The sequence below is a fragment of the Agrobacterium sp. 22-223-1 genome, from assembly GCF_053522385.1.
On the sequence record NZ_JBNWCN010000003.1, the window covers coordinates 377,947 to 390,772 of the forward strand.

Annotated in this window: 12 protein-coding genes; 5 read left to right on the forward strand and 7 right to left on the reverse strand. The window is 57.7% G+C overall.

Going from position 1 to position 12,826, the window contains the following annotated elements; all coding sequences use genetic code 11:
- Nucleotides 1–16: 16 nt before the first annotated feature.
- From ACQZ60_RS17090 to ACQZ60_RS17105, 4 genes are all read right to left on the reverse strand, one after another.
- On the reverse strand, nucleotides 17–2,032 hold the full coding sequence (locus ACQZ60_RS17090) for a hypothetical protein (RefSeq protein WP_448735709.1): 2,016 nt from the start codon (nucleotides 2,030–2,032) through the stop codon (nucleotides 17–19).
- Between the two features lie 148 nt (nucleotides 2,033–2,180).
- Nucleotides 2,181–3,074, reverse strand: coding sequence for a DMT family transporter (locus ACQZ60_RS17095; RefSeq protein ID WP_448735710.1), 894 nt, complete (start codon nucleotides 3,072–3,074; stop codon nucleotides 2,181–2,183).
- Between the two features lie 256 nt (nucleotides 3,075–3,330).
- On the reverse strand, nucleotides 3,331–3,735 hold the full coding sequence (locus ACQZ60_RS17100; protein WP_448735711.1) for a hypothetical protein: 405 nt from the start codon (nucleotides 3,733–3,735) through the stop codon (nucleotides 3,331–3,333).
- A 46-nt stretch (nucleotides 3,736–3,781) separates the two neighbouring features.
- Nucleotides 3,782–4,000 carry a hypothetical protein gene (locus ACQZ60_RS17105; protein ID WP_448735712.1) on the reverse strand — a complete coding sequence of 73 codons (219 nt, stop codon included), beginning with the start codon at nucleotides 3,998–4,000 and terminating at the stop codon, nucleotides 3,782–3,784.
- A gap of 286 nt (nucleotides 4,001–4,286) precedes the next feature.
- On the opposite strand from ACQZ60_RS17105, the gene ACQZ60_RS17110 reads away from it, so the two are divergent.
- The 3 genes from ACQZ60_RS17110 (at nucleotide 4,287) to ACQZ60_RS17120 (ending at nucleotide 6,657) form a co-directional block, all read left to right on the forward strand.
- Nucleotides 4,287–4,628, forward strand: a complete 342-nt coding sequence (locus ACQZ60_RS17110; RefSeq protein WP_374997124.1) for an ArsR/SmtB family transcription factor — start codon at nucleotides 4,287–4,289, stop codon at nucleotides 4,626–4,628.
- Nucleotides 4,625–5,548, forward strand: coding sequence for an SRPBCC family protein (locus ACQZ60_RS17115; protein WP_448735713.1), 924 nt, complete (start codon nucleotides 4,625–4,627; stop codon nucleotides 5,546–5,548). The genes ACQZ60_RS17110 and ACQZ60_RS17115 overlap by 4 nt, the downstream gene beginning before the upstream one ends.
- Nucleotides 5,549–5,994: 446 nt before the next feature.
- The gene (locus ACQZ60_RS17120) at nucleotides 5,995–6,657 is read left to right on the forward strand and encodes a hypothetical protein (RefSeq protein ID WP_448735768.1); all 663 of its coding nucleotides are present in this window, start codon (nucleotides 5,995–5,997) and stop codon (nucleotides 6,655–6,657) included.
- 340 nt (nucleotides 6,658–6,997) lie between these two features.
- Here the strand turns inward: ACQZ60_RS17120 and ACQZ60_RS17125 are convergent, their stop codons facing one another.
- Complete coding sequence (locus ACQZ60_RS17125; protein WP_448735714.1) at nucleotides 6,998–7,819, reverse strand: LON peptidase substrate-binding domain-containing protein; 822 nt, start codon at nucleotides 7,817–7,819, stop codon at nucleotides 6,998–7,000.
- 330 nt (nucleotides 7,820–8,149) lie between these two features.
- Here ACQZ60_RS17125 and ACQZ60_RS17130 point away from each other — a divergent pair, with 330 nt between their 5' ends.
- Nucleotides 8,150–8,893, forward strand: coding sequence for a hypothetical protein (locus ACQZ60_RS17130; RefSeq protein ID WP_448735769.1), 744 nt, complete (start codon nucleotides 8,150–8,152; stop codon nucleotides 8,891–8,893).
- A gap of 120 nt (nucleotides 8,894–9,013) precedes the next feature.
- Here ACQZ60_RS17130 and ACQZ60_RS17135 read toward each other — a convergent pair whose 3' ends face one another.
- Both ACQZ60_RS17135 and ACQZ60_RS17140 read right to left on the reverse strand, forming a co-directional pair.
- On the reverse strand, nucleotides 9,014–9,598 hold the full coding sequence (locus ACQZ60_RS17135) for an RES family NAD+ phosphorylase (protein ID WP_448735715.1): 585 nt from the start codon (nucleotides 9,596–9,598) through the stop codon (nucleotides 9,014–9,016).
- 956 nt (nucleotides 9,599–10,554) lie between these two features.
- Complete coding sequence (locus ACQZ60_RS17140; protein WP_448735716.1) at nucleotides 10,555–11,328, reverse strand: hypothetical protein; 774 nt, start codon at nucleotides 11,326–11,328, stop codon at nucleotides 10,555–10,557.
- A 695-nt stretch (nucleotides 11,329–12,023) separates the two neighbouring features.
- Here ACQZ60_RS17140 and ACQZ60_RS17145 point away from each other — a divergent pair.
- A complete protein-coding gene (locus tag ACQZ60_RS17145) occupies nucleotides 12,024–12,815 on the forward strand; it encodes a CHAP domain-containing protein (RefSeq protein WP_448735717.1) in 792 nt (263 codons plus the stop codon).
- Nucleotides 12,816–12,826 lie beyond the last annotated feature (11 nt).

Below are 12,826 nucleotides of genomic sequence, written 5' to 3' on the forward strand. Positions count from 1 at the left end.
GGAGGAGTGGCCGGATTTATTCGGCCGTCGCCTGAATATCGACCTTGTCGATAAGCCCCATCGGATTGTCGGAGGCGGCAACCAGATCAAAAATGCCCAGGCCGTTTGCGCCCGTGGATTTGACCGTTACCGTCAGGGTCCCGGGTTTGCTGATGAAGTGGACGAGCGCTTCCACGGCGTTCTGCAGCTTGGGCTGTTCAGCCGCCACCTGCGGCAGCATCATGCTCGCCACCAGTGTGAGGGTGGCGCGTACCTGATCTTCCGTCATGTCGTTCTGCAGGGCATAAAGCTTGATCGCCTTCGCCATCAAACCTTCGTCCTTGATCGTGAGCTTCACTTCGCGGCCGGCGAGCCCGAAGAGCGCCGCCTGCGCGCGATTGACGTCAAAAGAGAAGAACTCTTCGGTAAAGCCGCTTACCAGACCGGCAAAATTGACGCTGCCGAAATCCTTGCTGCTGAGAGAGATGTCGCGGATCACCAGATTGCTGTTCGGTTCGTCCCAGCCGGCGGCAAGGCCATAAGAGAAGGCCAGCGTTTCGAGACCCAGTTTGCGGGCTTCAACGAAAACCTCCTCTGTCGAGTCCGCCGGGATCGGAAGCGTCAGCTCGTCCTGCCTGATCTCGATATCGGTCGGAATGCCGTTGAAGGGCTTGGTCAGCCCCATCTCGAAATTCTTGAGTGAGAATTTGATACGTGCCGGCGTTCCGGCCGCTTCTTCTTCCGCCTCCTCCTCCGGCTTTTCCGGCGCGGCCATATCGACGTTGATGCCGCCGACGCGCACCCGGCCAAGTTCCGGTATCAGGCGATTGAACTGAAAGGTCTCCATCTGCGTCTCGTCGAGCGCGATGATCTCGGAAATTCCCTTGATCGTCGAGCTCCAGTCAAAGCCCTTGAGGCTTGCTTCCGCGACTTCGATCTTGCCGTCGCCATCTCCGATCGACATGCCAATCACGCCGAAGTCGAGCTTGCGGCTGTCCATCTGCATGTCGATGCGGTCGATGGCGGCCTTGACCCTTTTGCCGGCCGCCCCTTCCTTTTCATCCGGCGCATCGACCTTGAAGCCGATGAGCTGCATGTTGCTCTTGCCGATCATGTCGAGAATGGAGACGGCCTTTGCGAAAAGCGCCTGGCGTTCCTGCGGTGAAAGCGCGTCAGGGTCTGGGGTCGTCGTCAGCGCTTTCAGGGTATCCAGCAGCGGTTCGGACGGCATGCGGGCGGTAAAGCCATCGCTGCGGATTTCATCGCAGCTGAAATGACCGTCTCCTTCAGAGAAGGAAACCGCCTTGACGGAGAGCGGCCCGTAGAGCGGCTTCGCTTCCTTGTCTTCCGGGCCCGCCTTTTCCGTATAGAGCCGGGCGAGATAAGCGACGTCGATGTCCTGGCCGGCGATCGCGCCGGTCGACACGACCATATGCTTGTCCTTCATCGCGCCGTCGCTGTCGGGAAGCTGCATCTTGATGTCGTAACTGCCATTGTCGATAGAGTATCGGGCAATGCGGCCGCCCGCGATCTCGGAGAGAGCGAGGTTCTTGTAAACGGTCTTCTGCTCGGTGGTCGCGACGGACTGGGTAAACGTCACCTCCGGCGTGGAGATGCTTGTCGCCGCGAAGCGCTCGATGCGGCGGGCGAGGGAGCCGCCGTTTCCTTCCGCCTGTCCCGGTTTTTCGAAGGCGGCGTTCTCGATGCGCGCCTGTGCCATCGAAATCTTTCCGGTGGGCACATCGATGTCGATGGTGTTCATGTCAATCGCGCCGTCCAGAAACGGAAGTTTCGGACGTCCGTCGATAGCCGCGATCTTGATATTCCTGCCGTCTTCAAGCGCCAGCGTCAGATCGCGAACATGAATTTTCCCGAGAAAATCGACCTCGATGGACGTGGCGGTCGCACCGCTGCGGGCAACCAGCTCCTTCACCTTCGCTTCGTAGAAGGTCTTGCCGCCGATGACGCCCGCAGCGGCGACGGCAATAATCGCAACCGCCGCCCAAAGCGCCCTGCGCCGACCCTTGCCGGTCTGGATGTTTTCCTGTTCCACGAAGTTGATCCTCTTTAACGAACTGATATTGACCGCCTTTTAAGCACGCAAAAGTTGCTTAGCAAGTGGTCGTTACCAGCTTAATCGAGGCGTGAAAAAACGCGAGGCGGAGGCGGTGTTGCCGCGGCCCTTCGCCTTCCGGCTGAAGCTACCGCCAGAACATCAGCGCCATGCCGGCCACGACAAGTGCAGCGCCGGCCCATGCGCCGGGCGCCGGCAGCTCCCGTGTCTTCAGCCACAGCAGCGGCAGGATGATGACAGGCGTCGTTGCCGAGAGTGTCGAGACAATGCCGACCTTGCCGCCGGAAAGGGCAAAGAGAAGCAGCGTCATGCCGAAAGCCAGGGCGATGATGCCCGTGAGCGCCGTCTGCAGGAACAGGCTTCCGGTCAGCCTGCCTCTCGGCTTGACAGCCTCGATGGGCAGCATCGTCAGCGCCGTCAGACAAAGAGCGGCCACTCCGACGCGCAGCATGGAGGCGGCAAGAGGATCGACCCCGGTCGCCATCACGGGCCTTGCAATCAGCGAGCCGACCGCCTGGCTGAGCGCGGCAAGAAGGCCGAAAAGCACGCCGAGCCAAAGCGGCCCCTTCACGCTTTCCCATTCGTGCAGCTGCGCCTTGCGCTTGCCGAAGAGGATTGCCAGCAGCACTCCGCTCAGCGTGAGGCCTATGCCGGCCATGGCGCTGGCGGGAAGCTGCTCGCCAAGCACCGCCCATCCCAGCAGCGCGGCGATCGGGGCATTCAGCGCAAAGAGGATTCCAGAGCGACGCGGCCCCAGCCGGTTGAGGCAGGTGAAGAGAAGCGTGTCGCCAACGAAAATACCGATGAAGCCGGAAAGGAGAAGCGAAGACAGCGCCTCCGGCTGAAGCTCCCGCCAGCTGCCCGAAGCGAACACATGGATCCCCAGCAGAGCGGCGACAAAAAGCTGCCGCGTCCTGTTGAAGGCCAGCGCTCCAAGCCGCCCCGCCGGGCCGGACGAAAGAAGCCCGGTCATCGCCCAGCAGGTCGCGGCACCCACGGCAGCCAGTTCATAGATCGGCATGTTTTCCCCGTCGATTGGCCGCCTGCTTCCGGCCGCGGACACTATCCCTGGCTGCACACATCGCAGATTCCGGGTTTGCCCGCCATACCATAAGCATCACCATCAACGGCATGAACCGGCATATGGCCCACCGCCCCTGCCGGGCAAGCCGTCGCATCCGCTGGCAACAAATGCGCCGCACCCGTTCAGCCGCCCACCCCCGATGTCAGCTTACACCGGCATCAAGTCTGCGAACGGGCAGTCCATTCACCGCGCGTCACGCGCCATTGATGATATTGCAGATGCCCGCGCGGATGACGTTCTTGTCCGCGATCTGTCCTGCCTGAATGTTGAAGACAGCATCGATCCGCACAGCGGCGCCTTTCTGCCGGGCCACGACCCGCAGCGTCTGAATTCTGCCGCTGCCGCTGGTCTCCTGGTGCGCATCGATGGAAGACAGCGCCTTGTTGATCTGGATGCCGGAAAAACCCTCCGCCGCCACGGCCTGAGCCAGCTTTTGAAGTACGGCAGGCGCTTTCGCCTTCGGCAGTTCCTGCCAGGACTTGTAAGAGACGGCCGTCACCATCGGTACGCCTGAGACCGTGAAATTCTTTTCGCAGGATGCGGCGAGGACGGGGCTTGAAAAGGTGATCATGCCAAGAGCTGCTATGACATATTTCATTTCGAATAATCCAATCGTTGGTGAAGGCTGAAAGCTGCCGGTCGCATCAGAATGTCGACCGTTTTCCTCTGTAGGTGGCTGGAGGCGGAAGCGCTTCATGGGCTTGCGCCAGCGTCTCAAGCCATGTCGCCAGGCCAGCGGGAACCTCCTCGTTGCCCGCTTCCAGCGCCTCAATCCATGAAAGTTTGCATTGCAGGGCGGACGCAATATTGATCGGCGTCCAGCGGATCACCCGCAGGCATTGATTAAAGCGTTCTGGTGACATGATGATTTGATGTTTTCCCCGTCATTTTCTTGGCGAAGCTCACTCAGGTGACTGCGAGAGTCAATCTTTTTCTGCAACTTTGGATGGCTCGTTTCTGGCCCGGCAGTTGCATCTGCCAGCCGTTGCCGAACGCCATCCGCGGGGAGGGGAAAGGCTCGGTTGCCCAAACGAAACGGCTGGTCGATGCATCCGCATTTTATCAAGGGGATCATGCCCGTCGAGAAAACTTAGTCGATCTGCTAAGTTTCTCCTTGCCTCATCGCGATGAAACATGATAGTTAGCAATATGACTAAGCATCATCGGGACCTTTCACTGATCTTCCAGGCTCTGGCTGATCCCACGCGGCGGGCGATTCTGGCGCGCCTCGGCGGCGGGCCGGCGCCGGTCATGGAACTGTCCGCTCCCACGGGGCTGCGTCTGCCCACGGTCATGCGGCATCTTTCCGTGCTGGAAGAGGCGGGGCTGATCGTCACGTCCAAGGATGGGCGGGTGCGCACCTGCGCAATTGTGCCGGAAGCGCTGGAGCCGGTCAGCACATGGCTCGATGAGCAGCGGGCCGTATGGGAGAGCCGGCTTGACCGGCTGGAGGCATTTGCAATGCAGGCCATGAAGGAGGAATCCGAATGACAACGAAACCGGATCAAAAAAGCGCACGCGCTGAACCGCATCAACCGCAAGACTGTTTTGCAACGCTCAGCTTCGAACGGGAAATTGCCGTTCCGCTATCGGCTCTCTGGCAGGTCTGGCTCTCACCCGCCGCCCGGGCGGTGTGGGCCTCTCCCTCGCCCTCGGTCACCGTGGAGTTCCTGGAGGCGGACAGCAGGCTGGGCGGTCGCGAAGTGTCGCTCTGCAAGGTCGCCGGCCAGCCGGATATTCGCTGTGAATGCGGCTGGCTGGAGCTACAGCCAACCCGCCGCAGCGTGAATTACGAGGTGGTCTCATCCGGCGGCATAACCCAGTCGGCAGCGCTGGTCACTGCCGATTTTCAGGCCGTGGAAGAGCGTAGCCGCCTGATCGTAACGGTGCAGCTTTCCTCACTGGCCGAGGATATGCGGGATGGCTATCAGCAAGGTTTCAGCGCCGGTCTCGACAATCTGGCCAGCGTGGCCGGGCGAACCATGGTGCTGGAGCGAACGATAAAGGTGCCGCGAAACATTGTCTGGAAAGCCTGGATAAACGAAAAGACGCTGCCGCAATGGTGGGGCCCTGAAGGCTTTTCCTGCCGCACGAAGAGGATTGACCTGCGGACCGGCGGTGAATGGGTCTTTGACATGATCGGCCCTGACGGCACGGTCTTCCCGAACCATCATCGGTACGTTGAGGTCCGGCCCGAAGAGAGGATCGCCTATACGCTGCTGTGGGGCGAAAACGGGCCGAAACATGCCGATGCCTGGGCTTCCTTCGAAGATCAGGATGGCGCGACGAAAGTTGCGCTGGGCATGATGTTCAGCACGGAAGCCGAGTTCCAGCAAGCGAAGGGTTTCGGCGCCGTGGAGCTCGGTCAGCAAACGCTGGGCAAACTCGAACGCTTCGCCAAGGCGCTATAGATGCGCAGTGCCGTCAGCTCCATGTGCAGATGTCTCGGTCTTGGCCTCTTGTTCGTCGCGGCAGCCTGATCGCTCTTGATGTCGAGTGACAGCTTCAGCAGGACCACGGAAAAGTCGTGTGCTGTAGGCCCTCTGTCATGACCACCCGCCACATTTCTAAAGGACGATATGTAGCTTCAGGCTCTTGAAGGTGGTTGTAACTGCGGCCTCCCGGCCTTTATTTATTTTCTGCCTCTGCGAAGCGTGCCTTATCGCTGGGCCCTGGTGCTGTTTGGGAAGCGAACGGGGAGGCCTCTCCCTCGCGGTCGCGCAGCCATTCCAAATCCTCCGTCCGCGACGTATCATTCCGAGGCGCATTGGGCGCGATGGTTTAGAATCGCAACCGTTCAAGCGGCAACACAGGAGTCGGCCGATGACGAGTATACGACGTTCGCAATATGTCTGACATGGGCAAGACTTCTCACCCCATGACCACCGGTATGCGACAATTCCTGGATCTTGAGCAGCAGCGCGATTGGATAGCGGGCAGGATCGACTTGCCGGACGCGGGCGACCGCTCAGAGTCCCTGGAACAGCGTTTCAAATATGTCGCTCGATTTGAGAGGCTACTTAGTCGCCCGCAAGCTTGGGAAGTGCTGGCGATTCTCGGGCTATACGGTCCAAACTGCATTCCCTTGCTGCGCAAGACGGAGCGCTACTACTGGTCGGTTTCCTGTCTGCCGTCGAGTTCGGACAAGCCGCTCGTACGGGTCAATGCGAGCTGGATGGAGCTTTTCACCCTCTATGCTCAAGGCGACGATATCCGCGCCAGATTCATCGTGCATCTTTCGGATTTCACTATAGATCGTTCAGTAACGCCGAGCCGGGTGGATAAATCCTTTCTGGAGCAAAGCGTCGCAATGCCGGAGGATGTTAGTTATTTCTTCCCGCGTGGTGCGGACATTTTCGGCATCAATGTGTGCGGCTCTGTCTCGATCCGCAAACTCCTCGAGAGCCGCCGCATGGTACGCGCCATTCGGACGTTCAACCTGACGCACATGAACCGCGGGCGGAACGCCTATCAGGCGAGCCATTGCTACAGCGTGGCCGATTACATGCTGGCAGATTGAGGGCTCCTTAACGCATGTCATCCTGATGAATTCGTCGTCGCCGGTAGCGGCCGCATCTCGCGAGGTCGAAAACTGAGGCGCACTCGCGCTTGCCCAGCTCGGCCGAACGCCACCGCCGACCTTGGCTGGTGTGCGCCTGCATTGCGGCTGTACAGGCCGTTGTCGCACGCAACTGAATGTAGCCGTCGCGACGTCACGTTTCTTGTGTGCCGATGTCGTTGAAACCTCGCGCGGGCTCCCTAAGTAGTCGGTTTGGTTATCCCGCCCGCAAAGCGCCATACCCAGACAACACGGCTATCGCAGGCCTCCAATATCCTGCGACAGCCGCAAACGTTACATTTTATGGAACAGCATTGGCGCGGCCTGCGCTCATCAAATTGATGAGTCTTTCAAGACGAGCCACAACGTCATGGGTTTCAAGGAGCTGTTGCTTCTCTTCCATACTTGCCGACAGCAGAGGAGCGACTGTGTCGGCTAAAAGGCTTGGATCGCCGATTGAGGGCAGGCTGAAGCGCGCTTTGGATCCCGGGGGAAGCGCGGAAAAATCGACCTCAGCATAAGTCTGGTATGAATCGAGAACCGCACGCGAAAGAGCGCTAGCCTTCTGCGAATGGTTCCCCTGCTCTTTGATCGGCTTGACCTCAGCCGCCAGGAATTCTCCATCCGAAAGGCGGACAATGCCTGTTCGTTGAAGCCCGCAAACGGTGACTTTGAGAGCACCATCAACCTGTGTCTGGCGATCTACCACGCTTGCTATGACGCCCGTCTGATAGATGTCGTCGATGGTGCCGGGCCGATCGTCGGTGCCGCGCCTCTGGGCAACAACGACCACGCGCCGATCGCCTATAATAGCGTGTTCCACCGCTTGCCTCGTTTTGTCACGTGCCACGAAGATCCGCGAGATCATATGCGGAAACAAAACCATGTCCCTCATAGGGACCACGGGAACTCGCTCCCCGAAATTATCAGGCGCGTTAGACTGAATCGACGGCGCCGGAAGTTGGATCGCCTGGATCCTTGCGGCCAACACGTTCCAGTCTCGATAGCCGAGAATTCGAGCGACAAGTTCCTGGCTCTCGCTGTTGGTGAGGCTGAACGACTTGGCATGAAGCGCTTCACGTAGAGTTTTGGCCATTGCTTTGGCATCGCGGAAATCGCGCATAGCATGATCCTTTGCATAAACGAACGGAGAGCGTCAGGGGCTTGCGTTGCTGACCCGTTCGTCCGGGCAAAGAGAGCCATGAGTGGCTCGATACATTCACCATACCCCCTAAGGGCGCAAGCAGCAGGCTGTATCTACCGAGCATTAATTGTGCACATAAGGTCTGTTGCCTGTCAATGCTGGGCTGAAATCCACTCAGGGCCGAAGGTGGAAATCGTCGCGCCTTTTTGGCCCTTGAAGCGGCCATTGCAATGATCTTGGTGCTGCCTGTCTGTGATATTAATTCGAGCCACTTCATTTGCCGAAGCCAATAGACGAGTAGCCGTGACGATGCCGGATCGCCGCTACATCCGAGAGATCTCCGCCTTGCAAAGACGACTGATATCCCGCAGCCTTTCATCATCGGTGCTTGTGCACGCTCGAAAAACCGGAGAAAATATGGGACATTTTAGAATTGTTTATCAGGGTTTTTCGCTTGATCTGCCAATAGCGGAAGAAGGTATCGTGCTCAGGGCGGTATCCGGTTCCTTCCCCGGCCAGACTCTGGGCGATTCCATTGGTCTGAATCTAAATCTGACTTCCCCGAAGTTTTTCTTCGATCCTCATAATGACCCGGAGGATGATTTCGCCCAGTGGTTGACCCCCTTCCTCGACACACAGTGGCTGTCTATCCCGCTGAAGCGCTTTCAGAACCGCGACTACCGTTCTCTCGACGGGCTCCACGTCGAATTCAGGGGCGAGGGAACACGCAACGCCCTGACCAACGAGGACTGGTGGGAAGCTCCCGGACTTGTCGCGACATACAGCGACGAATTCTTCAAACGCGCTGACATAACCACGCACCATGTCGGGGGCGGGAAATTCAAAGTGGATGTTTCGGGCGAAACGCAGTTCAGTACGAGTTTTGACATCTTGTTCGATGCGCCACTGGCCGTTCAGCTGAATGCCTATCGCAATTCGGCAACCGCGGATGAACTGTTGCAATGGTTCGACAGGTTCTTGCGGAAAGATGATTTCGTTTTCTCGCAAGAAAAACGCGGTGAGGATCTCTATCTCCGGGGAGCTGTCAGATAGCCACTGCTTCGGTTGCAAAGACTGTCCCCGTCAAAAGCAGGGAATAAGCGTGTACGGATACAGGGCCACCCAAAGATCGCCCGCAATCAGCTTTGAAACCTTTGCTGTGCTTCGTCGCTGCTACGAGATGGCGACGATCGAATAGTCCGGCGTGCCCTGCCAGATCAGATCCCAGGACGCGCCGGGCCGGACGTTCTGGACAGCCCCCGGATCGAAACAAACCAGACAGTTTCCGCCGGGCGCACGGACGGAGGGATAAGTGAGGCCGCGGCTTCCATCTCTTCGCAGCCGGGCGGCCAGTTCCTGTCCCTCGAGATAGCCAACCTCCGGGTCCGGGTTGAGTGCGACGTGTTCGGGTTCATCGGTCAGGTCGTCGAATTCTCCGATGAAGTCGGAGATCAGTTCAACATAACGGGCGCTGTCATGGAACGAGCCGGTGAAACGGAGTTCGCGGGTTCTGTGCCATGCGACCTGCGCGACCGATACCATCACGTCCCAGGCGCAATACCAGGCACCGCGATCTTCGGAGTTGAAGCGGTTGCCGCCTGTCCGCGTATAGGTGAAGGCCGCATTGACGTGCGTGTCGCCGTAGATCCTGAGATCACGGTTGCGCCGCCGCCAGGCAAGCTCTCGCGGATCGAGATGCGGATTGCTGCCGCGCTCGGCGAGCAACCGGGCGTTGGTCAACCCCTCGATCTCGGTCAAAACCTCCAGTTCCTCGTCGCTGTCGACCAGACCGCGAAGCGCCGGCGGCTTGTGGCAGGTTGCGGGCAGCAGGCGGACCAGTCCTCGAACCGACAGTTCGGTTTAGCGCGACTTGCACCAGATCTTCAATAGGTGGCGCGAGAACCTGTTGTGTATCCACGGACACGGAAACCGCATCTGGGTGCGTTTCGACATTTTTCAGTTTGCGCTTAACGCTCGGCTTCTCGGTATCCAGCACCAGCGGCTCGACACATCCAGCTGGTGGTGGCGGCAAAGGCGGTTGCTCGACAGGCTTCCCGAACTCCTTTCGCATCCAAGGTCCGGACGATGGCCTTGGAATATGGGCGCGTCGCAGCAAAGCGCTGAGATTGCCCGTAGTCGTCCCGAGTTCGACAACCAGGTGCGACATAGGCTTGGACCAAACGCGGTCATATAGCTCTTGGCGTGTGAAGTGGTGTTCCATGGCAATAGGTGAACGAGCGACGATAAGTTATTGAGAAAAGGGTTGAGCGACATCGTTTAGAACAAAAAAAGAACACACAGCAACCCATGGCGTGCCGAAATTCACTATTCGACCCTGTTGTCACCCGACGTGCGTGCGCTGGCGCCACTTGGGAACGACCATGCTGGGGTCATCTCCCTGCAATTGTCCGAGACGATGGTCCTTGGCTATCCGCGCCGCCCGATGATCGGATCTAACTCCCGAGCAAGCCGAAGCCCTAAGGATGCCGTAGGGGTAACCAGCGCCCGGCACGTTCGGGTTGATCACCCGGCGCGGTGTGCCACGTTCAGCGGATCGCCCTCCATAGTATGCTATAGCCGCCGAAACTCCGCCAAGCTCAAACAGCTTGGAAAGCTCGCGTATGACGTCGCTTAGAAATGGCGATGGTGAAGAAGGTTCGAGTATCGTGCCACTAGGCCTGTCGTGCGCACTGGCGGCAGGCTTTCCAGGGCGGCTATAATGTGTATTCACCAAGCTCCACGGCATATGCCTCCAGCCATGTCCTGACTGATAATTCAGCGGTGAGAATGCGTCCTCCGATCTGCTGCGTCTCGGTCGGCACGCGGCCTGCTGCGTCGTAAAGGGGCCAGCCTGGCACTCCGGCCCGGAAGATGATCGCCATCGCCGCGTACTGGCCATTAAGCTCTGATTTGCTTAGCATTCCCTGTTGATGGAAGCCTCTAAGAACTCTGAGAATGTAGCGATCGCTTATCTCGGCGGGTGGTGCTTGCTCCGCGAACACTTTGATCATCAGGGGCCAATTGATTGAGATTACGTCTCCGCCAGGACCAGGTTCCCAATCACTGTCGTCGATGATTACTCCGCCGAATTCTTTTACCGGGGATTTGGCGCGACCGTTAATCTCAATGTGCCGTTCATAGATTCGGCCGAAAGAACTGTTGATTTCACAGTCAACCATCGTCAGCAGAACGTAATTTTGAAACTTTGAGCGTATGGCGTTTTGTCGATTCAGAACATGATCAACTGCAATTGCCGTGGGTAGTCGAGCGTCTCGCGGGAAACCATGATACTGCTTCAAATATCTATGATATATCGTTCGATAGGATTTATCGTCGACGGATATCCAACATTGGCGCGGCACCAACTCTCCGTGAAGGCTCAGCGAGAATGCCCGCTCTAATGGGAAGCGTCCAATTGGCTTGATCTCCGCCTTTTCCTGCCAAAGCATCCTTTGCAGTTCACCGATTCCCTTTGCGGCGATATACATCTGCCGTCCACGGCCGCACCAATTCCGTTTCAGTACCTCCCGTTCCTCGGCGCGTACTCGTACGACATCGGGGTGGTTCAGAGCTAACGTCCGCATCGCCATCAAGTCTCCAATTTGTTCGGCTGTCCTCCTAGCGTGTCCGAGTTAACAATATCGAGCGCCTGTAGCGCGCTGATGAGACCTGTGCGCGGGTATGTCTGGACGAACGCTTTACTCATGATTCGCCGTGCATGATGCATGCCCGATAGATTATACGAGCGAAGTCGAGCACAACGAGATCGGGTCCAAGTCTTACGCGGCGCTACGAAAAAGTCCGACACGGCCCGCGGTAGCCAGAAGCTACATCATCGCGCCGGGCAACGGCGACGACCGCAAGTTAAGATGAAATCCTGCCCCCGCAACCACGCTACAGTATCCTGCGGCAGCCAGAACTACGATCCGCTGCGCAAAAGCACTGCGATCATCGGCGCTAAATCCCCACCACAAAACGCAAATTTCAAAATCGACAGTTGCAAATTAGGGGCCGTGCGAGTTGCGGCAGACGCCGCAGATGATGTGGGTAATTGAAAGATCCGGCGGAGGGATACTCTATGGCAAACAACGGTTGCATTAAAAATCGATATGCCTCTAAATTAGCTAGGAAAAGAAGGGGCGATAACTTGAGTTTAGTAGCTTAGCGACTTGAAGGGGGAAGAATGGACCGTCGACAATTTCTCATCGCGTCTGGCACGGCGGTGGTTGCTGGGATGTTATTGCCTGGTATCGCATCCGCAGTTCCCATCTCATTGGGCAGCGGCACTCCGGTCGACCTAAATGCCCTTAGTCGAGTGCCTACTCTTGACGAGCTACAAGACCGAGGAACCGAGGCGCCATATATGGCGGAGATCGCTTTGGCGCGCAAAATTTTAGCGTTGAGCCCAACGAACTGCAGACCAATCGACGTCGCAAATTACTTTCTGAGCGTGAAGAACGGTGAGATGGATGATGTTTTTGGTTCAGACACGAGCAGCTATTGTGACGAGTGGCCTGTCCGAGCCAATCCGATAATTGTTAGCTTTTTCGACGCAACATTGTTGCGAAAACCGGAAGGCGATCAAACGGCATGGTGCGCCGCGTTCATAAATTGGTGCATTGAAAGGTCAAGGCAGGGCAAAACGCCCCAAGGAAAATTGTTGCCCTCGACGCAAAGTGCGGCCTCTGCAAGTTTTCGTTCTTGGGCGAACGAGACGAAGTCACCAACAATCGGGGACTTAGTCGTATTTAAGCATAAAAACCAAACGAACGGCCATGTCGGTTTTTTTGCTGGGGCGGACGAAAAGGGAATTTATGTACTGGGCGGGAACCAAATGCCGCTGAGAGCCCGTCTCCCCGGCGGCACATACGAGCGAAAAAATACAGGAGAAGTTAACGTTAAGCTATTCCCATACGCCGGAAAGGATTTATCCTTCCATTCTTTCAGAACAGATGCCAGCTTGCATAGTATTTAGAATTAAATATT